At 74.5% G+C, this 25,270-nt stretch carries 26 protein-coding genes and 1 pseudogene; 12 read left to right on the forward strand and 15 right to left on the reverse strand.

The genetic code is table 11. The features are described from left to right. Positions 1–97: 97 nt before the first annotated feature. Positions 98–538: a winged helix-turn-helix transcriptional regulator gene (locus ACYU96_RS11255; RefSeq protein WP_460753098.1), complete on the reverse strand. Its 441-nt coding sequence runs from the start codon at positions 536–538 to the stop codon at positions 98–100. Between the two features lie 157 nt (positions 539–695). Between ACYU96_RS11255 and ACYU96_RS11260 the strand changes: the two genes are divergently transcribed. The 3 genes from ACYU96_RS11260 (at position 696) to ACYU96_RS11270 (ending at position 3,027) form a co-directional block, all read left to right on the forward strand. Next, complete coding sequence (locus tag ACYU96_RS11260) at positions 696–1,466, forward strand: NAD(P)H-dependent oxidoreductase (protein ID WP_460753101.1); 771 nt, start codon at positions 696–698, stop codon at positions 1,464–1,466. Positions 1,467–1,565: 99 nt separating this feature from the next. Further along, positions 1,566–2,432, forward strand: a complete 867-nt coding sequence (locus ACYU96_RS11265) for an alpha/beta fold hydrolase (RefSeq protein ID WP_460753103.1) — start codon at positions 1,566–1,568, stop codon at positions 2,430–2,432. Further along, positions 2,425–3,027, forward strand: a complete 603-nt coding sequence (locus tag ACYU96_RS11270) for a TetR/AcrR family transcriptional regulator (RefSeq protein ID WP_460753106.1) — start codon at positions 2,425–2,427, stop codon at positions 3,025–3,027. Before ACYU96_RS11265 ends, ACYU96_RS11270 begins: the two co-directional genes overlap by 8 nt. A 70-nt stretch (positions 3,028–3,097) precedes the next feature. Here ACYU96_RS11270 and ACYU96_RS11275 read toward each other — a convergent pair whose 3' ends face one another. Beyond that, entirely contained in the window at positions 3,098–4,633 is a 1,536-nt protein-coding gene (locus tag ACYU96_RS11275) for an MFS transporter (RefSeq protein ID WP_460753109.1), read from the reverse strand. A gap of 52 nt (positions 4,634–4,685) precedes the next feature. After that, on the reverse strand, positions 4,686–5,411 hold the full coding sequence (locus ACYU96_RS11280) for an SDR family oxidoreductase (protein ID WP_460753112.1): 726 nt from the start codon (positions 5,409–5,411) through the stop codon (positions 4,686–4,688). Positions 5,412–5,512: 101 nt separating this feature from the next. Between ACYU96_RS11280 and ACYU96_RS11285 the strand changes: the two genes are divergently transcribed. Then, positions 5,513–6,361, forward strand: coding sequence for a helix-turn-helix domain-containing protein (locus tag ACYU96_RS11285; RefSeq protein WP_460753115.1), 849 nt, complete (start codon positions 5,513–5,515; stop codon positions 6,359–6,361). Between the two features lie 72 nt (positions 6,362–6,433). Continuing rightward, positions 6,434–6,817, forward strand: a complete 384-nt coding sequence (locus ACYU96_RS11290) for a helix-turn-helix domain-containing protein (protein WP_460753117.1) — start codon at positions 6,434–6,436, stop codon at positions 6,815–6,817. Between the two features lie 31 nt (positions 6,818–6,848). Here the strand turns inward: ACYU96_RS11290 and ACYU96_RS11295 are convergent, their stop codons facing one another. The 7 genes and pseudogenes from ACYU96_RS11295 to ACYU96_RS11325 all read right to left on the reverse strand — a co-directional run bounded on the left by ACYU96_RS11295 (position 6,849) and on the right by ACYU96_RS11325 (position 12,848). After that, complete coding sequence (locus ACYU96_RS11295; RefSeq protein WP_460753119.1) at positions 6,849–7,436, reverse strand: ClpP family protease; 588 nt, start codon at positions 7,434–7,436, stop codon at positions 6,849–6,851. After that, positions 7,433–8,062: a ClpP family protease gene (locus tag ACYU96_RS11300; protein WP_460753122.1), complete on the reverse strand. Its 630-nt coding sequence runs from the start codon at positions 8,060–8,062 to the stop codon at positions 7,433–7,435. Before ACYU96_RS11300 ends, ACYU96_RS11295 begins: the two co-directional genes overlap by 4 nt. A 119-nt stretch (positions 8,063–8,181) precedes the next feature. Beyond that, positions 8,182–9,060 (reverse strand): MBL fold metallo-hydrolase, encoded by an 879-nt coding sequence (locus tag ACYU96_RS11305; protein WP_460753125.1) that lies wholly within the window; start codon positions 9,058–9,060, stop codon positions 8,182–8,184. 85 nt (positions 9,061–9,145) lie between these two features. Then, positions 9,146–9,910: a dimethylargininase gene (gene ddaH / locus ACYU96_RS11310; RefSeq protein ID WP_460753127.1), complete on the reverse strand. Its 765-nt coding sequence runs from the start codon at positions 9,908–9,910 to the stop codon at positions 9,146–9,148. 82 nt (positions 9,911–9,992) lie between these two features. Further along, positions 9,993–10,646 (reverse strand): maleylpyruvate isomerase family mycothiol-dependent enzyme, encoded by a 654-nt coding sequence (locus tag ACYU96_RS11315; protein WP_460753130.1) that lies wholly within the window; start codon positions 10,644–10,646, stop codon positions 9,993–9,995. Positions 10,647–10,686: 40 nt separating this feature from the next. Continuing rightward, positions 10,687–11,685 carry a type I glyceraldehyde-3-phosphate dehydrogenase gene (gap, locus tag ACYU96_RS11320; protein WP_460753133.1) on the reverse strand — a complete coding sequence of 333 codons (999 nt, stop codon included), beginning with the start codon at positions 11,683–11,685 and terminating at the stop codon, positions 10,687–10,689. Between the two features lie 243 nt (positions 11,686–11,928). Next, positions 11,929–12,848 (reverse strand): annotated as a pseudogene (locus tag ACYU96_RS11325) (GlxA family transcriptional regulator). Positions 12,849–12,945: 97 nt separating this feature from the next. Here ACYU96_RS11325 and ACYU96_RS11330 point away from each other — a divergent pair. Next, the gene (locus tag ACYU96_RS11330; RefSeq protein ID WP_460753136.1) at positions 12,946–13,473 is read left to right on the forward strand and encodes a pyridoxamine 5'-phosphate oxidase family protein; all 528 of its coding nucleotides are present in this window, start codon (positions 12,946–12,948) and stop codon (positions 13,471–13,473) included. Between the two features lie 86 nt (positions 13,474–13,559). Continuing rightward, entirely contained in the window at positions 13,560–14,225 is a 666-nt protein-coding gene (locus ACYU96_RS11335) for a DUF1684 domain-containing protein (RefSeq protein WP_460753139.1), read from the forward strand. Between the two features lie 23 nt (positions 14,226–14,248). Here ACYU96_RS11335 and ACYU96_RS11340 read toward each other — a convergent pair whose 3' ends face one another. After that, positions 14,249–16,150, reverse strand: coding sequence for an ABC transporter ATP-binding protein (locus tag ACYU96_RS11340; protein ID WP_460754580.1), 1,902 nt, complete (start codon positions 16,148–16,150; stop codon positions 14,249–14,251). A gap of 295 nt (positions 16,151–16,445) precedes the next feature. On the opposite strand from ACYU96_RS11340, the gene ACYU96_RS11345 reads away from it, so the two are divergent. After that, entirely contained in the window at positions 16,446–17,519 is a 1,074-nt protein-coding gene (locus ACYU96_RS11345) for a winged helix DNA-binding domain-containing protein (RefSeq protein WP_460753142.1), read from the forward strand. Between the two features lie 225 nt (positions 17,520–17,744). Here ACYU96_RS11345 and ACYU96_RS11350 read toward each other — a convergent pair whose 3' ends face one another. Continuing rightward, entirely contained in the window at positions 17,745–18,722 is a 978-nt protein-coding gene (locus ACYU96_RS11350; RefSeq protein ID WP_460753144.1) for a LysR family transcriptional regulator, read from the reverse strand. 70 nt (positions 18,723–18,792) lie between these two features. Here ACYU96_RS11350 and ACYU96_RS11355 point away from each other — a divergent pair, with 70 nt between their 5' ends. After that, positions 18,793–19,734: an EamA family transporter gene (locus ACYU96_RS11355; RefSeq protein ID WP_460753147.1), complete on the forward strand. Its 942-nt coding sequence runs from the start codon at positions 18,793–18,795 to the stop codon at positions 19,732–19,734. A gap of 14 nt (positions 19,735–19,748) precedes the next feature. Here ACYU96_RS11355 and ACYU96_RS11360 read toward each other — a convergent pair whose 3' ends face one another. Then, positions 19,749–20,087 carry a hypothetical protein gene (locus ACYU96_RS11360; RefSeq protein WP_460753150.1) on the reverse strand — a complete coding sequence of 113 codons (339 nt, stop codon included), beginning with the start codon at positions 20,085–20,087 and terminating at the stop codon, positions 19,749–19,751. Between the two features lie 279 nt (positions 20,088–20,366). Here ACYU96_RS11360 and ACYU96_RS11365 point away from each other — a divergent pair, with 279 nt between their 5' ends. After that, positions 20,367–21,086: a mycothiol transferase gene (locus tag ACYU96_RS11365; protein ID WP_460753153.1), complete on the forward strand. Its 720-nt coding sequence runs from the start codon at positions 20,367–20,369 to the stop codon at positions 21,084–21,086. A gap of 5 nt (positions 21,087–21,091) precedes the next feature. Next, a complete protein-coding gene (locus ACYU96_RS11370; protein ID WP_460753156.1) occupies positions 21,092–21,952 on the forward strand; it encodes an alpha/beta fold hydrolase in 861 nt (286 codons plus the stop codon). On the opposite strand, the gene ACYU96_RS11375 is transcribed toward ACYU96_RS11370, so the two are convergent. Beyond that, the gene (locus ACYU96_RS11375) at positions 21,927–23,414 is read right to left on the reverse strand and encodes a flavin-containing monooxygenase (protein WP_460753158.1); all 1,488 of its coding nucleotides are present in this window, start codon (positions 23,412–23,414) and stop codon (positions 21,927–21,929) included. The two genes, ACYU96_RS11370 and ACYU96_RS11375, sit on opposite strands and share 26 nt — an antisense overlap. Before the next feature lie 188 nt (positions 23,415–23,602). Beyond that, positions 23,603–24,001 carry a hypothetical protein gene (locus ACYU96_RS11380; protein WP_460753162.1) on the reverse strand — a complete coding sequence of 133 codons (399 nt, stop codon included), beginning with the start codon at positions 23,999–24,001 and terminating at the stop codon, positions 23,603–23,605. Between the two features lie 126 nt (positions 24,002–24,127). Between ACYU96_RS11380 and ACYU96_RS11385 the strand changes: the two genes are divergently transcribed. Next, entirely contained in the window at positions 24,128–25,207 is a 1,080-nt protein-coding gene (locus ACYU96_RS11385; protein ID WP_460753165.1) for a sigma-70 family RNA polymerase sigma factor, read from the forward strand. Positions 25,208–25,270: the final 63 nt, after the last annotated feature.

The following is a 25,270-nucleotide window of genomic DNA, read 5'->3' on the forward strand; positions in this document are numbered from 1 at the left end:
AAACCCGCGAGCGTAACCTCTCTGGCACGGAGATCTCACAGTCCGGACGAGGCGGCGGTGAGTTCCGGTGCCGGACCGCACGGCCGGCAGGAGCGGCTCAGTCCGCCTCGCGTGCCTCGTCCCCGCTCTGCGCGCCGGGCTCGCCCTGCGCGCCGGACAGGCGCTCCGCGTACTGCGCTCCCCAGGCGTCCAGGTCCCGGACCAGGTCGGCGAGGGACTCGCCCAGCGGGGTCAGGGAGTACTCGACGCGCGGCGGCACCTCGGGGTAGATCTCGCGGTGGACGACGCCGTCCGCCTCAAGGTCACGCAGCTGGCGGGTGAGGACGCGCGGCGTCACCGGGCCGACGGCGCGGTGCAGCGCGCCGAAGCGCACGGGGCCGTCGAGCAGGTTCTTGACGACGGTCATCTTCCATGCCCCGCCGACGACGGCGATCGCCACCTCCACCGGGCACGCCCGCGTCGCACGGCGCACGGGCTCGCGCGGCGACGGACCCGTCCCGAGGCCCTCCCCGGTCCCCGCTACGGTCTCGACCTCCATGGCTCCCGCTCCCCTCCTGCTCCTGCTCCTGCTGAGCACTCTGACCTGCACACTATCCATATTGTCACTACTGGACGAGATAGTGCGTACTTGCCTGGACGGTACCGCAGTACGAGCCTGGAGGCATCATCCGGCAACAGCGTGAAGGAGAACCGCCGTGCGCATCCTCTGGGTCCTCGCCCATCCCGAGCCCGCATCGCTCAACGCCCGTCTGCGCGACGCCGTCGTCCCGCGGCTGCGCGAGCTGGGACACACCCTCGTGGAGTCAGACCTGTACCGGATGGCGTTCGACCCGGTGCTGACCACGGCCGACGTCGTCGGTGAGCCGCCCGCGCCCGGCACCCCGGTCTCGGACTGGCAGCGCACCGCGTACGACGAGGGCCGGCTGTCCGCCGACCTCCGCGCCGAGCAGGCCAAGCTGCGCGACGCCGACCTGATCGTGCTGCAGTTCCCGCTGTGGTGGTACGGCGTCCCGGCGATACTCAAGGGCTGGATCGACCGGACGATGGTCAACGGGTTCGCCTTCGGGCTGGTGGACCCGGGCACGGGGCACGTGCGCAAGTACGGCGACGGCGGCCTGGCCGGGCGCCGCGGGCTCGCGGTGGTCTCCGCCGGCGACCGCGCCGGGGCGCTCGGACCGCGCGGCGTCAGCGGGCACGTCGACGACGTCCTCTGGCCGCTGCTGCACGGCACCTTCCACTACACGGGGACGGCACCGTTGGCGGCCCACCTGCTCAGCAGCGTGCACCACTGGCCGGAGGGCCAGTTCCGGCGCGAGGTGGAGCGACTGGTGGACCGGGTCCACCACGCCGAGACCGAGAGCCCGATCCCCTACCGGACCCTTGCGGGCGGCGACTACGGCCCGGACCACGCCCTCCGCCCCGCCGTCTCCCCCCACCTCACGAGCAACGACGCCCACCTCCGGTGACCTGTCTCCCGCCCGGACGACCCCGTGGCGGAAGACGCCCGGACGGCCGGGCGACGGAGCCCCTTGCCCTCTCTGGCTAATAGGCGTAGCTTTAGGGCTATGAACACTCCGCAGACCATCGACACCCTGCGGCGCCCCGAGGGCGCCATCGCCTACACCGACGCCGGTTCGGGCCCGCTCGTCGTGGCCGTCCCGGGCATGGGCGACCTCCGCTCCACCTACGACGACGTCGCCCCCGCGCTGGTCGAGGCCGGCTACCGCGTCGTCGTCACCGACCTGCGCGGCCACGGCGACTCCGACACCACGTTCCGCGCCCACGGCGACGACGTGACCGGCGCGGACCTGCTCGCGCTCGTCGAGCACCTCGGCGCCGGGCCGGCCGTGCTGGTCGGCAGCTCCATGGGCGCGTCGTCCGCCGCGTGGGCCGCCGCCGAGCGCCCCGACCTGGTCCGCGGCCTGGTCCTGATCAGCCCGTTCCTGCGCGACCCGGTGTCACCCGCCGCGCAGCGGCTCCTGCGCGTGCTGTACCGCGTGCTGTTCGTCGGGCCGTGGGGCGCGGCCGTGTGGGCGTCCTACTACTCCTCGCTGTCGAAGGGACGCCGCTCGCCGCGGCACGCCGAGCACGTGGCCGCCGTGCGCTCGACCATGCGGGAGCCGGGGCACCTGCGCTCGTTCCGGCACCTGGCCGTCGCGCTGGACCACTCGGTCGTCGAGGAGCGGCTGCACGAGATCAGCGCCCCGGTGCTCACCGTCGTCGGCGAGCACGACCCCGACTACCCGGACCCCGCGGCCGAGCTCGACCGGGCGGCCGACGCGCTCGGCGCGACCAGCCTCCTCGTCCCCGAGACCGGCCACTACCCGCAGCACCAGGCGCCGGACGTCGTCGTGCCCGCCGTGCTCCGGTTCCTCGCCGGGCTTCCCGGCGCCGTGACCCGGCCGGCGGCCGACGGCGGGCACCGTGCCTAGGGCCGGCCTCTCCCACGCCGCCGTCGTCCGGCTGGCGTGCGACGTCGTCGACACGGCCGGCCCGCGCGGGTTCGCCGACCTCACGCTCGCGAAGGTCGCCGCCGAGGCCGGCGTGGCGCCCCCCAGCCTCTACAAGCACGTGGGCTCGCTGGCCGCCCTGCGGCGCGAGATCGCCGTGCTCGCCGTGCGGGAGCTCACGTCCGCGGGAGCGTCCGCGACGGTCGGGCTCGCCGGACCCGACGCGCTCCGCGCGCTCGCCGGCGCCTGGCGCCGCTACGCCGCCGACCGCCCCGGACGCTACGGCGCCACCCAGGTCGGCGCCGACCCGGACGACCCTGCCGACGCCGCGCTCCAGGCGGCCGGCACCGAGAGCGTGCGGGTCGTGACCGCCGTGCTGCAGGGCTTCGGGCTCCCCGGCGACCGGCAGGTCGACGCCGTCCGCGCCGTCCGCTCCGGCGTGCACGGCTTCATCATGCTGGAGCTCGGCGGCGGCTTCCGCATGCGGGAGGACGTCGACCGCAGCTTCGACGTCCTGCTCACCATGCTCGTCGCGGGTGTCGAGGCGCTCGCCCGGGACGACCGGGAACGGCACTGACCGGCTCCGGGGGGCGGAGCCGACACCGGTCCCCCGCCGCCCGGCGGCCGGGCTCCCGGTGACGGTCGGCCTACGACGGTCGTGCCGTCGGCGCCGGGCCTGTCGCCGTCACCGGGCCCGCAGCCGGCGCCGGGCGCAGGAGCCGGGACACCGTGGCCGCGCCCAGGAGGCACGCCAGCGCGGCCACGCCCAGGACGACGTGGAACCCGGTGTCGTAGGCGGAGCGTGCCGCGGCCAGGACCGCGTCGTCGGACCCGGCGACGGCGATCGCGCCGGTCATGCTCTCGTACGCCTCCGGCGGGACGCCGGCGGGCAGGGTGACGATCAGTCCGTAGACGAGCACGAGGCCGGAGCCGAGGATCGCCGTGGCCAGGACGTTCCCCATCTCGTAGGCGACCTCCTCCACGGAGGACGCCATGCCGGCCCGGTGCGGCGGGACGCTGGTCACGATGGCGGTGGACGCCACGGCCACCGGGGCGCCGACGCCGAACCCGGCCACGACCAGCCCGGTGACGAACACGGGCATGCTGCCGGTGCCCAGCAGGGCGACCACCGTGCCGACCGAGCCCAGGAGGAGCCCGCCCGCCATGGGGAGGCGTTCCCCGGTGCGGTGCGCCAGGACCCCGCCCAGGAGGCTGGAGGGCAGCGCGCCGAGCGCGATCGTGGCGATCAACAGGCCGGCCTCCTGCGGCCCGTACCCGGCGACCAGCTGGAAGCGCTGGGCGACCACCAGGGCGATCCCGCCGATCGCGAACATGGCGGTCACCGCCGCCACCACGCCAGCCAGGAACCGCGGGACCCGGAACACGTCGAACTCCAGCAGCGGGTCGGTGAGCCGCTGCTGCCGGGCCACGAACGCCCAGCCGGCCAGGACTGCCACCCCCACCCCCGTCGCGGCCAGGGGCAGGGAGGGGGGCACGTGCGCGAGCTCCTTGATCGCCAGCACCGCCCCCACGAGGGTGGCGGTGGACAGCAGGCTGGACGGGAGGTCCCAGCGGCGTGCGGGGTCGGGCCGGTCGCGCCGCACCACCAACGGGGTCACCACGAACACGACCACCCCCACGGGCACGTTGATCAGGAAGACGGCTCCCCACGGGAAGTGCTCCAGGAGGAACCCGCCGAGCACGGGCCCGGCCACGCCGCCCACGACGCTGACCGCCGCCCACACGGCGATCGCGGTGGCGCGTTCCCGGTCGTCGTGGAAGGTGAGGCGGATGATGGCCAGGGTGGCCGGCATCATCGCGGCCGCGCCCACGGCCAGCAACGCGCGGGCGGCGATCAGCGCGGTCACCGAGGGCGCCAGCCCGGCCAGCAGCGACGCGGCCGTGAAGACGACCAGCCCGCCCAGGAACATCCGGCGGTGTCCGGCGCGGTCCCCGAGGGTCCCGGCCCCCAGCAGCAGCCCGGCCATCACGACCGGGTAGGCGTTGAGGATCCACAGCTGCTGCGCGGAGGTGGCGCCCAGCTCCTCGGACAGCACCGGCAGCGCCGTGAACAGCACCGACGCATCGACCACGACCAGCATCAACGCGATGCTGATAGTGATCAGGGCGACCCACCGCCGCCGGCGCGAGGCCGTCGCCCCGCGATCCTCGTCGACGTGCACGACGACCTCCTCCCCGGTCCTGCAGCGTAACCGGGGCCGCGCCGGCGCCGGTTCAGCGCTGCCGGGTCGGGCGGACGACGATCTCGTTGACGTCGACGTCGGACGGCTGTTCGACGGCGTAGGAGACAGCCCGGGCGATCGCGTCCGGGGCGATGGCGTGCGCGCGGTAGGTGCGCATCGCCTCGGCCGCGCCGGGTTCGGTGATGGAGTCGGCGAGCTCGGAGACGACCACGCCCGGGGAGACGGTGGTGACCCGGATCGAGGGGTCGCACTCCTGGCGCAGACCCTCGGTGATCGCCCAGGCCGCGAACTTGGTGCCGGAGTAGACCGCGCCGGTCGGCACGACCTCGTGGGCGCCGACGCTCGCGATCGTGACGAAGTGGCCGGACCCCTGCGCGGCGAACACGGGCAGGGCGGCGGCGATCCCGTGCAGCAGGCCGCGGACGTTCACGTCGATCATCCGGTCCCACTCCTCGACGAGCAGGGAGTCCAGCCGCGAGAGCGGCATCACCCCGGCGTTGTTCACCAGCACGTCGACGCGGCCGGTGAGGTCGCGCGCCGTCGCGACGAAGGCGGCCATGTCCTCGCGGTCGGTGACGTCGAGCGGTACGGGGTGCAGGTGGCCGTGGGCGCGTTCCGCGAGCGCCCGCAGCCGGTCGGTGCGCCGGGCGCCGGCGACGACGTGATGCCCCGCGGCCGCCGCCCGCGCGGCCACGGCCTCGCCGATCCCGCTGCTCGCGCCGGTCACGAGCACTGTCTTGGGTGTGGTTCGGTTCATGCCCACCACGATGGCCGTGGGCGAGGCGCCGTGACAGGCCGCCGCTCTCGGGGGAGCGGCGCACCCAGGACGGCCGCCCGGGTGCGGCCTACGATGCCGGCATGGCCTCCTCCGAGCTCGGCGAGTACCTCCGCACCCGGCGCGCGCGGGTCGGCCCCGGGGACGTGAACCTCCCGGCGGTGGGCCGGCGTCGGGTGCCGGGCCTGCGGCGCGAGGAGGTCGCGCTGCTGGCGGGGGTGAGCGTCGACTACTACGTGCGGCTCGAGCAGGGCCGCGAGCGCGGGCCGTCGGCGCAGGTGGTCGACGCGCTGTCCGCCGCGCTGCGCCTGGACGACGACGGGCGCGGGCACCTGTCCCGGCTGGCCGGGCTCAGCCCGCGTGCCCGTGTGGCCGGGGTGCGCGACCGGGTCGACCCGAGCCTGCTGCAGCTCATGGACGCGTGGCCGGACAACCCTGCCGTCGTGCACAACCGTGCCTACGACGTGCTGGCGTCCAACACGATCGCCGACGCCCTGTTCCACGACTGGGCCGGCTCCCGCAACCTCCTGCACGTCGTGTTCACGGACCCCGCCGCGCGCAGGTTCTACGTGGACTGGCACGACGTCGCCCGCAACTCCGTGGCGGGGTTCCGGCTCGGCCACGGCGAGGCGCCAGACGACCCGCGGATCCGGCAGGTGCTCACCGAGCTGCTCGACCGGAGCCCGCAGTTCGCGCGCCTGTGGGCGGCTCACGACGCCCGCGGCAAGGCGCTGGAGAGCAAACGCTTCGACCATCCGGCGGTCGGCCCGCTCACCCTGACCATGCAGACGTTCGACGTCCGCTCCACCCCTGGGCAGGCGCTCGTCGTCCACCACGCCGAGCCCGGCTCGCCCAGCAGCGCGGCCCTCGCCCTCCTCGGCTCCCTCGCAGCCATCACGCGGGTGCCCCGGGACGGGCTCTACGACATCTGATCCCCCAGGTCCCGCGCGCTGCTCTCAGCAGAAGCGCGGCGGTCTGCCGCGGGGCCCGTTCTACGCTCAGGTATGACCGACACCGCTCCGCCTCCGCGCCCACCGCGTGACACGACCTCTTCGGGGTCCGGCGCCGCGTCGACGACGAGACGGGAGCCGCTCTGGCGGCACCTGCTCGGCGAACGGCTCCGGCACCTGCGTCATCTGCGAGGCGAGACCCTCGACCAGACAGCCCGCCGCGCCGGGATCTCACCGCAGTACCTCTCGGAGATCGAGCGCGGCGTCAAGGAGCCGTCCAGCGAGATGATCGCGGCGATCACCGGCGCGCTGGACATCACGCTGGTCGACCTGGTGGTCGCCGTCGCCAACCGCCTGGTCGCGGTCGGCGAGACGTTCCCGGCGCGCGGGACGGTGCGGCAGCCGACCTGCCGGGCGGTGTTCGCGCTGGCGGCGTGATCCCCGGGCGGGCCGGCTGCTGCCCGGCGCCTCACCGCCGGTCGATCACGTGGTCCAGGAGTCCGTAGTCGCGTGCTGCGGCGGCGGTGAAGATGCGGTCGCGGTCGGTGTCGGCGCGGAGGGTCCCGACGGTCTGGCCCGTGTGCTCCGAGAGCGCGGTCTCCATGTCCGCGCGGATCCTGACGACCTCGTCGGCCTGCAGGATCAGGTCCGGGATCGCGCCGCGGCCCTGCGTCGCGGGCTGGTGCAGGACGACCCGCGCGTGCGGGAGCGCCGCCCGCTTCCCCTCGGCCCCGGCGGCCAGGAGCACGGCACCGACGGCGACGGCCTGCCCGACGCACGTCGTGGCCACCTGGGGGCGGATGTAGCGCATCGTGTCGTAGACGGCCATCCCGGCGCTCGGGTCTCCGCCCTCGCAGTTGACGTAGAGCTGGATGTCGCTGTCCGGGCTGCTCGACTCCAGGTGGATGAGCTGGGCGATCAGGGCGTTGGCCACGCCGGCGTCGATGGCGGTGCCCAGGTAGATGATCCGCTCGCTGAGCAGCTGGGAGTAGACGTCCATGATCCGCTCGCCCCGCGGGTGCGCCGCGATGACGTTGGGGATGGTGTAGCTGCTCATCGTGCGTCCCCCTCGACGGAGGCGGCGAACCCGGTCTGCTGGCGGTCGTGCGGCCTCATGCCGTCGAAGCTCCGCACGATCGTGTCGACGAACCCGAAGTCGAGCGCCTCCTCGGCCGTGTACCAGTGGTCGTGCAGCGAGTCCTCGAAGATCCGCTCCACCGGCTGCCCGGTGTCCTCGGCGACCAGCCGCAGGATGGTGTCGCGGGTGTGCCGCAGGTCGTCCGCCTGCAGCTCGACGTCGACGGCGGTGCCCCCGATCCCCGCGGAGCCCTGGTGCATCAGGACGCGCGAGCTGGGCAGGGCGCGGCGCTTGCCCCGGGTGCCCGCCGACAGGAGGAACTGTCCCGCGCTGTAGGCGATGCCCAGCACGAGCGTCGAGACGTCGTTGGGGATGATGCGCATGATGTCGCGGATGGCCAGCATCGACGGCACCGAACCACCCGGGGAGTGGATCCACAGGTCGATGTCGGTCGACGGGTCCTCGGCGGCCAGCGCGACCAGCTGCGTCATCAGCAGCGCGCCGTTGTCGTCGTCCAGCGGGCCGTCGAGGACCAGGACCCGCCGCTCGTACAGCTCGCGTCGTGACTGTGCGCCGAACAGCGGCGGCTTCGGTGAATCGGTCATGACCTCACCGTGCCCTGCGGCACGAGGCCCGGGAAGGCGGATCTGCCCAGAGCAGGGCTGCCCAGAGCAGGGCCGCCGGGGCAGCGGGCGCGACCGGGCGCACCGATGCCGCCCAGAGGTCAGGACCCGCCCGAGACGATCTCCCGCACGCGGGCGTGCTCCGCAGCCATGCCGGGGTTGCGCAGGCGCGGGTCGTCGGGGTCGCGCCCCGCCAGCACGGCGTCGAGGTAGCGCCGGTCCGCGTCGAGCCGTTCGGCCGGCGCGCACGACGGCGTGCCGTGGCCCGGGACGAGCACGGACGCGGCACGCACGTAGGGGGCCAGCCGGTCGAGGCCGGCGACGTACGCCCCGACGTCGTCCGGGTCGAACGGGAGCGGGATCTCGACATCGCTGAGCATGTCGCCCGCCACGAGGACCCCGGCCTCGGGCAGCCACAGGGCGCTGTGGCCGGGCGCGTGGGCGTCGTGGATCACGACCTCGTGGCGCGGCAGGACGCCCGCGGGGTCGGGGATGCTGGACCGGTGCGGGTATCCGCCGTCGGGCAGCCCGGTGACCTGGCCGAACAGGGCGAGGACGGCGTCCGGGTAGGGGCGGTCGGCGTCGTCGGCGAGCGCCCGGGAGAGCTCGGGCCCGCGCGCGGCGACGGCGGCGGCCGTGCCCGGCGACGCCCAGCGCGGCACGTCCGCGCCGTAGCGCGGGTGCCACAGCAGGTGGTCGTGGTGGGCGTGGGTCGCGAGGCCTGCCGCGACCCGGACGCCCAGGGAGCCGGCGTCGTCGGCGATCGCCTCGAGCTCGTCGGGGTCCCACGAGGGGTCCACCAGGAGCGCGGGACGGGCCAGGGCCGCAGTGCGGGCGGACCCCGCGCGGCCCGCCGCGGCGGAGCCGGCCGGGTCGGGGCGGGGTGGGTCGGGGCGGGGCCCGAGAGCGAGCGTCGTCGTCGTGCTCAGGCGACGGCCGGTGCGCACCAGCACGCCGTCGGCCACCGCGGTGAAGGTCACGCGGTCACCGTAGCCGCCATCCGGACCGCCGTCGCAGGTGCCGTCGTGACACCGTCGCGCGCGGCACCACCGCGGCCGTGCCCGCTCAGCCGCGCAGCCGGACGGAGAGGCAGGTGACGCAGCCCTCGAGCTTCTCGAACTCGGTCAGGTCCACCGCGACGACCCGCAGGCCACGCGCCTCGAGCAGCTCCTTGGTGCCCGGCGCGCTCGCCGACATGAGCACCGTCGTCGCGTCCAGGACCACGACGTGCGCCCCCTCCTCCTCCGGCACCGCCAGGAAGGCGGGCCACACGGACAGGTCGTCGACGAGCGGCTCGTAGCCGACGACGGTCCCGTCGGGCAGCGCCGTCACGGCGGACTTGAGGTGGAGCACCTTCGTGAGCGGCACGCCGACCACCGTCGCGCCGAGCGGCTCCAGGTAGGCGGCGAGCTGGTCGACGCCCGCCTGGTTCGTCCGGCCACCGAGGCCGACCCAGACCGTGCCGTCGTGCTTGAGCACGTCCCCGCCGTCCAGCGTGCCCGGGGCCGTGATGTGCGCGATGCGGTAGCCGAGGTCGTGGAGCGCCTGCTCGGTGCCCGACGTCTCCGGCTTGCGCTCGTCGGCGCCCGGCCGGGAGATCACGGCGAAGTCGCCGTACACGACCACGGTGTCCTCGACGAACACCGAGTCGGGGCAGTCCTCGGCCGGCGGCACGTCGACGGTCTCCCAGCCCGCGTCGTGCAGGGCCGCGACGTACGCCTCCCACTGGCGGCCCGCCAGGGCGACGTCGACGGGCCTCCGGTCGATGTGCGTCACGAGGCCTTCGGCGAGACGAGGGCTGGGACGGCGGACGAGCGCTCTGCGGGTCATGCCGCGATCCTCCCAGAGAGCGGCCGTGTCCGGTCCGCGACGAGGATCGCGCCGATCGAGGGGCGGTCCATCGTCGAAGTCATCACACCGTCAGGCGCCGTCGGAGCTCCGGTACGCCGGCGCCGTCGAGGCCCTCGAGGAAGGAGGGGCGCCCGGCCATCACCATGACCAGCCCCAGGAGCGGGCCCTCCACCAGGGGCAGCGTGGGGTCGTCGTTCGCGGCGAACGCCGCGTCCGTGGCCCGCAGGCGCAGCCCCTTGATCTGGGACCTGCTGTTGACGGCGTAGTCGCGACCCGCGAAGAACTCCGCCACCCGGACCAGGCCCGCCTCCGGGTAGGTGTGCTCGATGCCCAGGGGACGGCGGACGTCCTCGCCGTGCACGATCACCTCGCCGAGCCAGGGCACCGGGTCCTTGGTCGGCATGCGCACGGGTTCGCCGCCCGCGGTCCCGAGGGCGGCGAACCGGCGCAGGGTGTCCTGGGGCGTGGGCCCGCGGAACCGTTCCAGCTGGCGGCGGTTGTGCACGTCGGGCCGCAGACCGGACCGGACGATGCTGACCATCCAGCCGAGGGTGCCGATGGTCATCGCGGCGCCCAGGTGCGCCACGACGTCGTCGACCGACCATCCGGCACACAGCGACTCACGGCTCCGGTCCTCGTCGGTCAGTCGGCTCAGGTCCTGGGCGATCGCCTGACGTTCCGACGCGATGACAGCTTCGAGCGCGCCTCGTTCCATGGCGGTCACCGTACCGTCGTGGCCGGCCCCCGAGTACCGGTCAGCCGCGGGCGAGCAGCTCCAGCGTGTCGATCACCCGGTTCGAGAAGCCCCACTCGTTGTCGTACCAGGCCACGACCTTGACGTGCGTACCCTCGACGCGCACCAGGCCGGCGTCGAAGATCGCCGATGCCGGATGGCCGGTGATGTCGCTGGAGACGAGCGGATCCTCCGTGCAGGCGAGGATGCCGCGGAGCGCGCCGTCCGCCGCGGCGCGGTAGGCGGCGAGCACGTCGTCGCGGGTGACCTCACGGGACACCGTCGTGTTGAGCTCCACGAGGGAGCCGACCGGGACGGGCACGCGGAGGGAGTCGCCCGACAGCCTGCCGTCGAGGCCCGGCAGCACCAGCCCGATCGCCTTCGCCGCGCCCGTGGTGGTGGGCGCGATGTTGACGGCCGCGGCCCGCGCGCGCCGCAGGTCGCGGTGCGGGCCGTCCTGGAGGTTCTGCTCCTGGGTGTAGGCGTGCACGGTGGTCATGAAGCCGTGCTCGATGCCCGCGAGGTCGTCCAGCACGGACGCCAGGGGGGCCAGCGCGTTCGTGGTGCACGACGCGCTGGAGACGATCACGTGCCGTGCCGGGTCGTACGCGTCCGTGTTCACGCCGTAGGCGAGCGTGACGTCGGCGCCGGCGGAGGGGGCGCTGACCAGCACCCGGCGCGCGCCGGCGACGAGGTGCGCGCGGGCGGCGTCGGCCGAGGTGAACCGGCCGGTGGACTCCAGCACGACATCGACGCCGAGCTCCGCCCACGGGAGCTTGCCGGGCTCGCGCTCCCCGAGCACGCGGATACGGCGGCCGTCGACCACGAGGTCGGTGCCGTCGATCTCGACCGGCCGTCCGAGACGGCCGAGCGCGCTGTCATACCTGAGCAGGTGCGCGAGGGTCTCCGGGGAGGTGAGGTCGTTGATCGCGACGAGCTCGAGGGCGCTGTCCCGCTCCAGCAGGGCACGGACGGTGTTGCGGCCGATGCGGCCGAAGCCGTTGATGGCGATACGGGTCATGGGTTTCCTTTCGTCACCTCCATGCTCAGCGGCCGGACGCGGGACCGACAGTGGCCGGAACGCCATGGTGCGCAAGGATCCCGCCCGACGCTTCGCCACCGTGCGCAAGGATCCCGCCACCGCCGGGTGGCAGCGGCGGGCCCGGGCGGCGGCACCGGGCGACAGCGACGGATGACAGCGGCAGCGCCGGGGCGCGGAGCCGGGCGGCGGCGCCGAGCAAGGATCGGAGTGCCGGGGCGCGGATCAGCGCGCGAAGGTGTGGCGGTACTCCGTGGGGGACGTGCCGAGGATGCGCTGGAAGTGCAGGCGCAGGTTCGCGGCGGTGCCGAGCCCCACCCGGTGCGCGATCTGCTCGACCCCCAGGTCGCTGCGTTCCAGCAGCTCGCGGGCCAGGTCGACGCGTGCGCGCAGCACCCACTGCATCGGCGTGTAGCCGGTGTCCTCCACGAAGCGCCGCGAGAAGGTCCGCGCGGAGACCCGCGCGTTGCTGGCGAGCGACTCGAGGGTCAGCGGCTCGGCGAGGTGCTCCAGGACCCATTCCCGGGTCCCGGCGAACAGGTCGCCGAGCGGCTCGGGCACGCTGCGCGGCACGTACTGCGCCTGCCCCCGCTGCGGTAGGGCGCCGCCACGAGCCGCCGGGCGACGACGTTGGAGAGCCCGACGCCGTGGTCGCGCCGCACCAGGTGCAGGCAGAGGTCGATGCCGGACGCCGCCCCGGCCGAGGTGAGCACGCCGCCCTCGTCCACGAACAGGACGTTCCCGTCCACCTGCACCCGCGGGTGTCGCCTGCTCAGCGCGCGCGTGTAGTGCCAGTGGGTGGTCGCCCGCCTGCCGTCGAGCAGGCCCGTCGCCGCCAGTGCGAACGCGCCCGTCGAGATGGCCGCGAGCCGCGCGCCGCGCGCGTGGGCGGCCCGGAGCGCATCGACGACCACCGCCGGCGGGTCGGCGTCGGCGGGCGTGCGGTAGCCGGGCACGAAGACGGTGTCGGCGCGCCCGAGAGCGTCCAGCCCTTCGGCCACGTGGTACGAGAGTCCGTCGCCGCCGGTCACCAGCCCGGGCGCCGCGCCGCACACCCGCACCTCGTACGGCATGCTCGGCCGGTTGGAGAACACCTGCGCCGGGATGCCGACGTCGAGCGGCTTCGCGCCCTCCAGCACGAGCACGGCGATCTGGTGGTTCTTCCGGCCCGGAACGCTCACCCCACGGATCCTAGGACGTGCGCGACCGATGAGTCCCGCCGTCCGCCCTCGTCGACCGTTCATGGACACGCACGACCTCGCCACCCTGCACGACGCGCCCGAGATGGACTGGCAGGTCGTCCGGACGCAGGTCCGCGCCGCGTCGGCGCCCGGTGCCGGCGGGCCCGACCGGTACACCTGGTGGCTCACCACGCTCAACGCGGACGGCAGCCCGCACACGAACGCGCTCGGCGCGCTCTGGCACGACGACGCGGTCTGGTTCGTCACCGGCCGCGGCACCCGGCGCGGCCGCAACCTCGCACGCGACCCCCGCGTGACGGCGTCGACCTCCGTCCCGGAGTTCGACCTCGTCATCGAGGGGCGCGCCCAGGAGATCACGGACCCGGCCACGGTCGCGGCCATGTCGGCACGCTGGAACGAGGCCGGCGGCTGGCCGTGCGAGCCCGACGCGTCCGGTACCGCGCTCACCGCCCCGTACAGCGCACCGTCGGCCGGGGCGCCGCCGTGGCACCTGTACCGCGTCGCGACCACGTCGGCCCACACGGTCGCGACCGTGGAGCCCGGCGGCGCGACGCGCTGGCGCTTCTGACCTCCGGCCGCCTCCGGCGACGGCGACGGCGACGGCGACGGCGACGGCGACGGCGACGGCGACGGCGACCCCCGATGATGGAGCACATGGAACCAGATGCGATGCGCGAGGACGTTACGGCCACGACCGCCGGCGCCGGACCCACCTCTCCCCTGACCGTCGCCGACTGGCGGCGGCGCGTCTTCGCCCTGTACGACGACGTGCGCACACGGTCCGACGTCGACCCCGCCGACGCCCACGCGCTGTGGGCCGCCCGGCGCGACGAGCTGTTCGCCACCCACCCGGCCTCGCCCCTCCTGGCCGCGGACCGCGCCGGGTTCGACGGGTTGCGCGTGGCGCCCTACGACCCGGCATGGCGGTTCGAGGCGCGGATCGTCCCCGCGCCGGAGGCGCTGCGCATGGAGGTCCCCACCGGGACGGACGGCGTCGTCCCGTTCGAGCTGCTCGGCACGGCCGAGCTCCCGGGTGTCGGATCGCTCGACGTGTGGCGCCTCGCCTCGTACGGCGGCGGGCTGTTCGTCCCCGTGAAGGACGCCCTCGCGGGACGGCCGGGCGGGACCTACGGCGGCGGGCGGTACCTCGTGGACACGATCAAGGGCGCCTGGCTCGGCGGTGGCGGCGACCACATGGTCCTCGACCTCAACTTCGCGTACAACCCCTCGTGCGCGTACGACCCCGCCTGGGCGTGCCCGCTGGCCCAGGCCGGCAACACGCTCGCAGTGCCGGTCCCGGTCGGCGAGCTCACCCCCTGACCTGACGCCCCGGCCACGGAGCGTCAGGCCCGGGCGTCACCGGCCGCCGCGAACTGGGTCCGGTACAGCTCCGCGTACAGCCCGCCCGACGCCAGGAGCTCCGCGTGCGTACCCCGCTCGGCCACGCGGCCGTCGTCGAGCACGACCACGAGGTCCGCGCCGCGGACGGTGGAGAGCCGGTGCGCGATGACAAGCGACGTGCGGCCCGCGAGCGCCTCGTCGAGCGCGGCCTGCACGGCGGCCTCGGACTCGGAGTCGAGGTGAGCCGTGGCCTCGTCGAGGATGACGACGTCGGGTGCCTTGAGCAGGAGCCGCGCGATGGCGAGCCGCTGGCGCTCGCCGCCGGACAGGCGGTACCCGCGGTCACCGACGACGGTGTCGGTGCCCTGCGGAAGGCGGGAGACGAGCTCCCAGATGCGGGCGCGGCGCATCGCCTGCTCGAGCTCGGCGTCGGTGGCGCCGTCGCGGGCGTAGCGGAGGTTGGCGGCGACGGTGTCGTGGAAGAGGTGGGCCTCCTGGGAGACGACGCCGACGGTGCCGCGCAGGGAGGCGAGGGTGACGCCGCGCAGGTCCTGGCCGGCGATGGCCACGCTGCCGGACGTCGGGTCGTACATGCGTGTGACCAGGTGTCCGATGGTGGTCTTGCCCGCGCCGGAGCGGCCGACGAGGGCCACCATGGCGCCGGCGGGGACGGTGAAGGTGAGGTCGTGCAGGGTGTCGGACGTCGGCTCCTGGGCCGGGGCGGCGACGGCCTCGAGGGAGGCCAGCCCGACGTCCCCGGCCGCCGGGTAGCGGAAGGTGACGCCGTCGAGGGAGATGCTCGCGCCGTGGCGGGCGACGGCGTCGCGCAGGTCGGTGGCGTCGTCGGCGTCGGTGACGGTGGGCCGGAGGTCGAGGACCTCCAGGACGCGTTCGAAGCTGACGAGGGCGGTCATGATGTCGACCTGGACGTTCGCCATGGCGGTGAGGGGCCCGTAGAGGCGGTTGAGGTAGGCGGCCATGGCGACGACGACGCCGACGGTGAGCGTGCCGGCGATGGCCTGGAGGCCGCCGATCCCGTACACGACGGCGATCGCGAGGGACGCCATGGTGGTGAGGCCGACGCGGAACCAGGTGCTCAGGAGCGCACGCCGGACGCCGATGGCGCGGAGCTCCTCGACCGGGCGGACGTACTCGGCGGACTCGCGGGCCGGGTCGCCGAACACCTTGGCGAGGTGGGCGCCCGCGACGTTGAAGCGCTCGTTCATGAGCTGGCCGGCATCGGCGCTGAGCTCGTAGGTGCGGTGGGTGAGGTCCGCCAGGCGGCGTCCGAACCAGCGGGCGGGCAGCACGAACAGCGGGGTGACGACGAGGGCGAGCAGGGTGAGGCGCCAGGACATGGCGAACATGGCGGCGAGCGTGAACACGACGGTCAGCGCGTTGGACACGACGGTCTGCAGGGTGGAGGTGAACGCCTGCTGCGCACCGAGCACGTCGCCGTTGAGGCGCTGGACGAGGGCGCCGGTGCGGGTGCGGGCGAAGAAGGCGAGCGGCATGCGCTGCACGTGGTCGAAGACGGCGGTGCGCAGGTCGACGATCAGGCCCTCCCCGATGCGGGAGGAGACCCAGCGTTCCGCGACGGCGAGCCCGGCGCTCAGGAGCGCGAGCCCGCCGGCGGCACCGGCGAGGGCGACGACGAGGCCGTCGTCGCCGGCGGCGATGCCGTCGTCGATGAGGTAGCGGAACAGCAGCGGGACGGCGGTGCCGGCTGCGGCGTCGAGCAGGAGGAGCCCCGCGAAGACGGCGAGCTGTGTGCGGTAGGGGCGGGCGAACGCGAGGATGCGCCGGACGGTGTCGCGCGCGAGCCTGTGCCGCGCGACCGCCGGGTCCTGCATGAAGCCGCGCATCGTCCTGCCCTGTCCCAGGCCTCGCGTCGAGTTGTTCATGGTCACGCGGCAACGCTACGCGGAGAGACCGACACGGCCGGACCCCGGACCCCGGGACCTCTCGCTCGGGTCGCCGGCCCCCGGTTCCCGCACCCGGACCGCGGCCACGACGTCCCGGACCCCAACGTTCCGGTGGTCCCGCACGTGTAGTGACACGTGGGTGCGGCGGCCGACCCCCTTGTTCCGCCGCACCCACCTCCGGACCGTCCCCCGGCGCGAGCGCCCCGCGGTGGCGCGGACGCCGGCCGCGCGGTGTGCGCGCGCTGTGTCGGACACTCCGCATAGCCTTCGAGTCATGTCCTCTCCCACGGTCCTGACCCCTGACGCCGCCCGGCGGCTGCGGCTCCGCGCGCAGGAGCTGGTGCCGCGCGGGGACCTGTCGCCCGCCGCCGTGGTGCGTCGCATGGTCGCGCTGCAGGGCCAGGACCTCCCCGCCGTGCTGCGGGCCGTCGCGGTCCGGTCCCGCCCCGGCACGACGCTCGACGACGTCCGCGCCGCCTTCGACTCCGGCCAGCTCGTCCGCGGCTGGACCCAGCGCGGCACGCTCTTCGCGACGACGCCCCGGGATCTCGCGGCGCTCCTGTCGCTCACGGCCGAGCGGACGAAGCACCAGATGCGCAAGAATCGCGCGGACGAAGGGCTCGACGACGACGTCGCCCGGCGCGCGGCGGCGGTGGCCCGGGAGGCCCTGGCCGACGGCGCCGTGTCCCGCGCCACCCTGCTGGACCTGTGGCGGCAGGACGGGGTGAGCACCGAGGGGCAGCGCGGCTACCACCTCATCGCGCTCCTCGCGCTCGACGGGGTGCTGCACTGGGGACCGTTCGCGGGGACGCAACAGCTCATGGTCGCCCCGCGCACCGCGGCGACCGCGGTCGCCACGCAGGCCGCCGGCAGTCCGGGCGCGGAGCTGCGCCGCATCGCCCGCGCCTACCTCGCCACCCGTGGCCCGGCCACGGCGGACGACCTGGCCTGGTGGCTGGGGCTGCCGAAGACGCCGGTCCGCGCGGCGGTCGCGGAGATCTCGGCAGAGCTCCGCCACGTCGAGGTGGACGGCAGGCCGATGCTCGTCGCCGGCGACGAGGACCTGGCGGCGCCCGGTCCGTCCGGCGTCACCCTCGTACCCGGGTTCGACGAGATCGTGCTCGGGTACCAGGACCGCGGCCTCGTCGCGTCACCGGAGGCGATGAAGGCGGTGGTCCCGTTCGCCAACGGCGTCTTCCGCCCGGCGGTGCTCCTGGACGGGCGCCTGATCGGCAGCTGGCGCCGCGCGCCGAAGAAGGACGAGCCGCCGTTCGAGCTGATGGACGGCGTCCGCGCCCGTGACCGCAGGGCCGTCGAGGCTGCGGTCGCCGCCTGGGAGCACGGCTGAGCGATCGCGCGGGTAGGGGACGACGGCGAGGTAGGGGCGAGTGCTCACGTAGGGGCGTGGGGAGCGCCCACTGGCGCCTACCTGAGCACTCGCCCCTACCTCGCGCTCGTGCCTACCCGCGTGATCTCCCAGGACCGGAGAGGAGCGCGCCACCGGCAGGCTCGGGGCCGCGCCGATCGCGCGGGTCTTGCGCGACCGCACCCGGACCACGGCACCGCTTCCGCCTCAGCCGACCACGGCGCCCGCCCGGCGAAACGCGTCCAGCACCGTGCGGACCGCCAGCCGCTCCGCCCGGTCGGGGCGCGTCATCGCCACGATGTGCCGACCGGCCGCGATCCCGGCGACGGGCCGCAGGACGATCCGCGGGTCCGACGTCGTGTACCGCGGCAGCACCGCCACCCGGTCGCTCGTGGCGACCATCGCCTCGATGAGACGGTTGTCGCGCAGCCGCTGCACGACGGTCTGCGGCACGCCCGCCGCCGTCTCGACGGCGAGCCGCAGGCTGTCGAACGGATACCCGGCCGGTACGCCGTACCACTCGCAGCCCGCCAGGTCCGCGGGCGTGACCTCGGGACGCTTCGCCAGCGGATGCCCCGCGCGCATCGCGATGTCCAGCGGCTCGCGCAGCAGGTGAACCGTGGTGAGGTGCGCGGCGCCGTCGGGCACGGGCGAGGTGAAGCTGTGCCCGACGACGACGTCGTGGTCCCCCACCAGCTCCGCGTACGCCGTCTCCACCACGTCCACGTCGGTGCACTCCAGCCCGACGTCGGTCCCCGCCAGCCGCTCCAGCACATCCGGCAGCAGGATCGTCGCGGCACTCGGCAGCGTCGCCACGGTCACCGTGCCCGACGGCGCCCCCAGGTACGCGTCCCACCGCGCCTGCACCCCGGCCACGGCCCGGGCGACGTCGCGGCCGCCGTCGGCGAGGAGCCGGCCCGCCTCGGTGAGCCGCACTCCCCTGCCCGCCGCCTCGACGAGCGGCAGGCCGCCCAGCTCCCGCTGCACCGTGCGCAGCTGCTGCGACACCGCCGACGGCGTGCGGAACGTCGCCGTCGCGACGGCCGTCACCGAGCCACGGTCGGCGAGCTCGCGCAGCAGCTCCAGGTGACGCGGATCGACACGGCTCGGGCGCGCACGGTCGCCGCCGTCACGGCTGCCGTCGTCGCGGCCGTCGCCGCTGGCCCCGTCGCTCCGCTCGTCCATGAAGGCAGCCTACAGAGACGTGTAGCAACATTCACTTGTCCTACAGAGCAATCCTGCGCAGACTCAGGTCATGCCGCTCAAGCACCGCCTGCTCGCCTTCTCCGTGGCCCTGATGTGGGGTCTCAACTTCATCGCGATCAACGCCTCCCTGCAGCAGTTCCCCCCGTTCTTCCTCGTGGCGCTGCGCTTCGCGATCATCGCGGTCCCGACGATCCTCCTCGTGCCCCGGCCGCAGGTGCCGGCGAGGTGGCTGATCGGCTACGGCCTCGGGTTCGGCACGCTCCAGTTCCTGTTCCTGTACTGGGGCATGGCGGCCGGCTTCCCGACCGGGCTCGCATCGCTCGTGCTGCAGTCGTCTGCGCCGTTCACGGTGCTGCTCGGCGCGACAGTGTTCCGCGAGCGCGTGTCGGGCCGCCAGCTCACCGGGCTCGGCGTGGCCACGGCGGGGCTCGCCGTCGTCGGCTGGCAGCAGGCGCACGCCGCGTCGTTCCTGCCGTTCCTCCTCGTGCTCGCCGGCGGGTTCGGCTGGGCGATCGGCAACATCTCCAACGCCCGGGCGATGGCCGGGGCGGGGCGGCGGCCGAACCCCCTGCACGTCACGCTGTGGATGTCCGTGGTGCCGCCGGTGCCGATGGCGCTGCTGTCGCTGGCCGTCGAGGGGCCGACGGCGATCGCGCGGTCCTTCGCGCCAGGGCCCGAGCTGCTTCCGGCCCTCGCCGGGCTCGCCTACACGGTGGTGGTCGGGACGCTCGTCGGGTCGGGGATCTGGACGTGGCTCATGGCCCGGCACCCGGCGGGGATGGTGGCGCCCTTCTCGATGCTCGTGCCGGTGGTGGGGCTCACCGCGGCCGCGGTGCTGCTGGGCGAGGAGCTCGGCGCCCTGCAGCTGGTGGGTGCGGCGCTCGTCATCACCGGGGTCCTGTGGGGCTCGCGGCCACGGCGGGGAACGCCACGCCGCCCCGCTCCCCCGGCGACGGACGAACCCGCGCCCCGCGCGACCGCGGCTCGATGACGGCCCGCAGGCGGTCAGGCGGGCACCGGCTCCGCGGCCCGGCGACGACCGGGCAGGACCGCCGCGACCGTGAGCACCGCCGCCAGCCCGAACCCGGCGACACGCAGGAGGTTCAGCGCGGCGAGGAGCCGTAGCCCGGCGATGCCCAGCAGGTCGCCCACGCCGAGCACCGCGAGCCCGGCAAGCAGCACCGCCGCCGCGACGTCCCAGCTGTCGTCGTAGTACGCCTGCGTGAAGAGACCGGACGGCAGCAGGCACAGGCCCGCGGCGGCCAGGAGCAGCGCAGTGATCAGCGAGGCGGCGTCGGTGCTACCGCGTGCGGCGTCCTGCGTCTCGGCTGTGGGCTCAGGCATGGCCGATACCATGACAGACGCCCGGCATACCAGGAGACCTTTCTTCCCCTCCCCCCCGGTCTTTCCCTCCCCCCCCCGGCCGAACCACCACCAACCCACCGCCCGAACCACGCCCCGGCACCTGAACACCAGCTCGGTCGGTCTTCCTGTGAGAGATCGGCACATCGAATGACCGATCTCTCACAGAAGGACCGACCGCACGCCCGGCTCGCCACCGGATCACCGCACCGACGGTGCGCGGGCGCGCCCTTTTCGCCGGCAGCGGGTTCGCGTGGCATCGTGGCCGGTGACAAGCGGCAGTGCAGGCAGTCGGCGGCGCCCCCGGCGGCGCCCCCGGCGACGCCCCGGCGGCGCATCCCGGATCGCATCCCGGCGGCGCTCCCCGGCGTCCCGGGCGTCCCCGACGGCGCATCCCGGCTCGTTCCTCGGAGCGGCGCCCGCCTGCACGGCCCGAGCTGCGACGGGGCCCGGAGGGCGATCAACATGAATGGTGCGGACCTGCTCGTGGACGCGTTCGGCAGGATCCTTCAGGAGGTGCACGCCGCCGTCCGCGGGCTGAGCGCGGAGGAGCTCGCGTGGCGCGCCGACGCCGAGGCGAACTCCGTCGGCTGGCTCGTCTGGCACCTCACGCGGGTCCAGGACGACCACGTCGCCGATGCCGCCGGCCGCACCCAGGTCTGGACCGACGCCGGCTGGGCGGACCGGTTCGGCCTGCCGCTCCCGCCCGGGGACACGGGGTTCGGACACTCCCCCGACGACGTCGCGGCCGTCCGCGTCACGTCTCCCGACCTGCTCACCGGCTACCACGACGCCGTCCACGAGCGCACGATCGAGTACGTCTCCGCCCTCACGGACGCGGACCTCGACCGCATCGTCGACAGCTCCTGGGACCCGCCGGTCTCGCTCGGCGTCCGCCTGATCAGCGTGTTCGACGACGACGCCCAGCACGCCGGCCAGGCCGCACTCGTCCGCGGCCTCCTGCTGCGCCGCCGGGGCTGACGACGATGGAGACGACGCCCGCACCCGCACCCGCACCGACGAACACCCTCACCTGGAACGGCCGCACCGTCGCATGGGAACGACTCGGCGACGGCCCGCCGCTCGTCATGCTGCACGGCACACCGTGGTCGTCCTGGCTGTGGCGGCCGTACGCCGAGGTGCTTGCCTCCCGGTTCACCGTGTACCTGTGGGACATGCCGGGGTACGGGGCCTCGTCGAAGCGGCCGGAGCACGATGTCGACCTCGGGGTGCAGGGCGAGCTGTTCGCCCACCTGCTCGCGGAGTGGGGCCTGGAGCGCCCGCACGTCGTCGCGCACGACTTCGGCGGAGCCGTCGCCCTGCGCGCCCACCTGCTGCACGAGGCCCGCTACGCGTCGCTCTGCCTGGTCGACGTCGTCGCGCTGCGCCCCTGGGGCTCGCCGTTCTTCCGGCTCGTGAACGACCATCCCGACGTCTTCGCCTCGATCCCCCCGGTGATGCACCGCGGCCTCCTGGAGGCCTATGTCGGCACCGCGGCCCACCGTCCTCTGCGCGACGACGACCTGGCCCGTCTCGTGGAGCCGTGGACGGGCGAGGCGGGACAGCCCGCGTTCTACCGGCAGATCGCCCAGGCCGACGAGCGGTTCACCCGTGAGGTCGAGCCGCACTACCCGGAGATCACCGTTCCCACCCACGTCGTCTGGGGCGCCGAGGACGCCTGGATCCCGCCGGACCGGGCGGAACGCCTCGCCGGGGCGATCCCCGGGGCGACGCTCACGCTCGTGCCCGGCGCCGGCCACCTGGTCCAGCTCGACGCCCCCGTGGCGCTGGCCGCCGAGCTGGAACGCTGGCTCGGGACAGTCACTCCTGCGCCAGGCGCACCTTGAGGCGCTCCACCGCCCCGCCGTACACGGTCGGGTCGATCGGGAGGAGCCACTGCTTCACCTTGACGCTCTGCGACACGTTGAGGCCGATGTCGTCGAGGGTCTCGTCGACGTTGTGCATCGAGAACGGGATGACGCACGTCCCGCGCGCGTGACGGCCCTGGGTGCGTGCCTCGGTCCAGCGCAGCCGCTCCAGCACGAGGCGGCGCCGCGTCTCCAGGGGCGGCATGGGCACCGCCCGGGCCAGGTGGGCGCCGATCCAGAGGGCCCCGGCCTCGGCGCTCAGCGGGCTGAAGTAGGACGAGTTGTAGCCGTTGAACGTCAGGTTCGGCACGTCGTGCGGGAGGATCTGCCGCCACAGGTGGAAGTTGCCCTCGTCGTCGTGCAGCCGCTGCTGGATCTTCCGGTCGAGGAACGGCACCCGCTGGTGCCACCCCGTCCCGCACACGACCAGGTCCGCCGCGACGACGCGCCCGTCGGACAGCTTCGCGCAGGGACGCCCGTCCACGGCGAGGAACCGCTCGATCGACGTGTCCCGGTGCACGACGATCCGCCCGCTGGCGATCTGCTCGAAGAACTGGTCGCTGACCAGCGAGACCGTGTGCCGCGCGATGTCGGTGAACTGGCCGTGCGGCAGCAGCCCGAGCTTGCGCAGCCGCAGCTGCCGGGTCGTGATCCCGGCGATCGACCCGATCATCGCGCGGGTGACGCCGCGCCCGGGTCCGTGCAGGAACTTCTCGATCCCGACGGGCTGGAGGTAGCGGAACAGCCCTTCGCCGAGCCGGGTGAGCAGCAGGCACTTGAAGTTGAGGACGCGCCCGATCTTCTTCGGCATCTTCCACAGGAGCTGGCGGGCGATCACCCGGGTGCTCGCCGCGACCGGCCCGAGCGACGTCGCGATGTCGCAGGCCGACTTCCCGTAGCCGACGACGAGGACGTGCTTGCCCACGCCCTCGGCGATGTCGTTGAGCTGGGACGGCGCGAGCAGCCGCCCTCCGTTGCGCACCAGGTCGGAATAGCCCTCGAACCGCGGCAGCACCGGGTCCGAGAAGATCCCGTTGGCGATCACGAGATGGTCGAACTGCTCCGGTGCCAGCAGCGACGCTCCTGCCGGGCGCGCGGTGACGAGCCAGCCGTCCTCGGCGTCGGTCAGCTCGGCCCGCACCACCTCCGTCGACAGCCGCAGGCCCGACCTGAGGCCGAACTTGCGCACGTAGGCCTCGAGATAGGACTGCACCTGGGCACCCGACGGCCACTCCGGGAACTCCGCGGGCATCGGATGGTCCGAGAACGTGTAGGTGTCCTTGTTGTTCTGCGTGGTCAGCCCCGAGTAGCGGCGCGTGCTGCTCCACACGCCGCCCACGTCCGGGGCCTTCTCGAAGACGACGACGTCGTGCCCCAGCTCCCGCAGGATCTTGAGAACCGCCAGCCCTGCGAACCCTGCTCCTACGACCGCGACCCGCACGCCCGCTCACCCCATCTCGTCGACGCTGCCGGATGTAGGAGTCGAAAGGTAGTGACTGTCCAGGAGTCGGGCGACCACGACGGTGATTGACATGCGCGGACGGCGGACCGCGCGCGGGCCGCCGACGTGCGTGGACGCAGGGCCGGCGCGGCCCGGACGGCCGGCGCCCCAGGCGCCCTCGGCAGCCGTCAGGTGCCGAGGACCACCGGGTCGTCCGCACGGCGGGGGCGCAGCGCCGCCGGGGCGGGCCAGGGCAGCACGATGCGCTCGACGACGGCGTCCACGGCGCCGAAGTCGTCGGTCTGCACCACGACGCGGCCCGGCCGGACGTCCGCGATCCGCACCCGGAGCGGCACGTCGCCGGGACGCTCCAGGGTCCAGATCTCCGCCAGCCAGCGCAGCCCGAGGACCTCGAGGACCTCCTCGGCCGCCAGCCAGTCGACGGGGCCGGACGCGTCCCTCCCCAGCAGCGACACCGCCGCCCAGTCGCCGTCCGCCGGCCGGATCCAGCCCAGCAGCTCGCCGTCCTCCCGCCGGTGCGGGACCCACCCCTCGGGAACCCGCTCCACCGTGCCCCCGTCCACCATGCCGACGACGCTAGCGGCCGCCGGGACGCCGCGGCGAACGCTTTTCCCGGCACCTGTCACGTCTCCCGCCGCCGTCCTGTCGGTGGGGCACGACGACGAACCGCTCGCCGACGAGAGGATGGCCCCATGTCTGACGACGACCACCCGGCGACCACCACCATCGACGACGACGCGCTCAGCCGGCTCCGGCCGCTGTCGTTCGCGGTGGCGTACCGGATGCTCGGGAGCGTGGCCGAGGCCGAGGACGTGGTGCAGGAGGCGCTCCTCAAGGTCTCGCAGCAGGCCGGTACCCCTGACGGCGTCCGCAACCCCGACGGCTTCGTCACCACCGTCACCACCCGGCTCGCGATCAACGTGCTGCGCTCGGCACGGGCCCGGCGCGAGACGTACGTGGGGCCGTGGCTGCCCGAGCCGCTCGTGTCGGGGACGGCGGGCTGGTCGGGCGAGACGTCCCCCGTCGCGCACGCCACCGCCCCGCCCGACGCCGCCGAGCACGCCGAGCTCGCCGACGACCTCTCCACCGCCTTCCTCGTCGTGCTCGAGACGCTCAGCCCGACCGAGCGCGCCGCCTTCCTGCTGCACGACGTGCTCGGCTACCCCCACGGCGAGGCCGCCGAGATCATCGGCACGAGCGTGGTCTCCGCCCGCCAGCTCGCCTCGCGGGCACGGCGGCGGATCGAGCAGGAGCGGGCCGACGCGCTGGAGCACCACCGGCCCGCCCGGCACGACCGGCAGGAGGCGGACCGGCTGGTCGGCGGGTTCCTCGCCGCGATCGAGGACGGCAAGATCGAGGCCTTCGTGGACATCCTCGCCGAGGACGTCGTCTTCACCGGCGACGGCGGCGGCAACGTCCCGCCCGGCTTCGCCGTGACGAAGCCGCTCGCCGGCCGCGTGCAGGTCGCCCGCGCGCTGTCCGGCTTCAGCCGGCGCGGCGCGGCGGGGCTCGCGCGCTACGAGCCGCGTGACGTCAACGGCACCCCGGGCCTCGTCGTCGTGGCCGACGACAGCCTGGGTGGCGGCGTGCTCGGCACCCTGGCCTTCGAGCTCGGGCGGGCCGACGACGGCGCCACCCGGATCGTCGCCTGCCACGGCGTGGTGAACCCGGCGAAGCTCGGCCACCTGGGACGGCTGGCGGACCTGGACCGGATCGCGGCGCACCTGCGCGCGACGCGGGACGCCGTGCGCAGGGCCCGCACGCGGGAGTGACCGGCCGGCTCGGCACCGCCGAGGCGCCTCCCGAGACACCCCGTCCCGGTGCCCGGCTCGGCA

Source organism: Myceligenerans cantabricum (assembly GCF_054777735.1).

Coding starts and splice junctions, on each gene's coding strand:
- ACYU96_RS11280 (WP_460753112.1), bottom strand. CDS start 5,411: ATGAACCGAACCACACCCAAGACAGTGCTCGTGACCGGCGCGAGCAGC.
- ACYU96_RS11370 (WP_460753156.1), top strand. CDS start 21,092: ATGGAGACGACGCCCGCACCCGCACCCGCACCGACGAACACCCTCACC.
- ACYU96_RS11285 (WP_460753115.1), top strand. CDS start 5,513: ATGGCCTCCTCCGAGCTCGGCGAGTACCTCCGCACCCGGCGCGCGCGG.
- ACYU96_RS11380 (WP_460753162.1), bottom strand. CDS start 24,001: ATGGTGGACGGGGGCACGGTGGAGCGGGTTCCCGAGGGGTGGGTCCCG.
- ACYU96_RS11360 (WP_460753150.1), bottom strand. CDS start 20,087: ATGCCTGAGCCCACAGCCGAGACGCAGGACGCCGCACGCGGTAGCACC.
- ACYU96_RS11345 (WP_460753142.1), top strand. CDS start 16,446: ATGTCCTCTCCCACGGTCCTGACCCCTGACGCCGCCCGGCGGCTGCGG.
- ACYU96_RS11290 (WP_460753117.1), top strand. CDS start 6,434: ATGACCGACACCGCTCCGCCTCCGCGCCCACCGCGTGACACGACCTCT.
- ACYU96_RS11340 (WP_460754580.1), bottom strand. CDS start 16,150: ATGAACAACTCGACGCGAGGCCTGGGACAGGGCAGGACGATGCGCGGC.
- ACYU96_RS11315 (WP_460753130.1), bottom strand. CDS start 10,646: ATGGAACGAGGCGCGCTCGAAGCTGTCATCGCGTCGGAACGTCAGGCG.
- ACYU96_RS11265 (WP_460753103.1), top strand. CDS start 1,566: ATGAACACTCCGCAGACCATCGACACCCTGCGGCGCCCCGAGGGCGCC.
- ACYU96_RS11255 (WP_460753098.1), bottom strand. CDS start 538: ATGGAGGTCGAGACCGTAGCGGGGACCGGGGAGGGCCTCGGGACGGGT.
- ACYU96_RS11300 (WP_460753122.1), bottom strand. CDS start 8,062: ATGACCGATTCACCGAAGCCGCCGCTGTTCGGCGCACAGTCACGACGC.
- ACYU96_RS11385 (WP_460753165.1), top strand. CDS start 24,128: ATGTCTGACGACGACCACCCGGCGACCACCACCATCGACGACGACGCG.
- gap (WP_460753133.1), bottom strand. CDS start 11,685: ATGACCCGTATCGCCATCAACGGCTTCGGCCGCATCGGCCGCAACACC.
- ACYU96_RS11330 (WP_460753136.1), top strand. CDS start 12,946: ATGGACACGCACGACCTCGCCACCCTGCACGACGCGCCCGAGATGGAC.
- ACYU96_RS11350 (WP_460753144.1), bottom strand. CDS start 18,722: ATGGACGAGCGGAGCGACGGGGCCAGCGGCGACGGCCGCGACGACGGC.
- ACYU96_RS11335 (WP_460753139.1), top strand. CDS start 13,560: ATGGAACCAGATGCGATGCGCGAGGACGTTACGGCCACGACCGCCGGC.
- ddaH (WP_460753127.1), bottom strand. CDS start 9,910: ATGACCCGCAGAGCGCTCGTCCGCCGTCCCAGCCCTCGTCTCGCCGAA.
- ACYU96_RS11295 (WP_460753119.1), bottom strand. CDS start 7,436: ATGAGCAGCTACACCATCCCCAACGTCATCGCGGCGCACCCGCGGGGC.
- ACYU96_RS11355 (WP_460753147.1), top strand. CDS start 18,793: ATGCCGCTCAAGCACCGCCTGCTCGCCTTCTCCGTGGCCCTGATGTGG.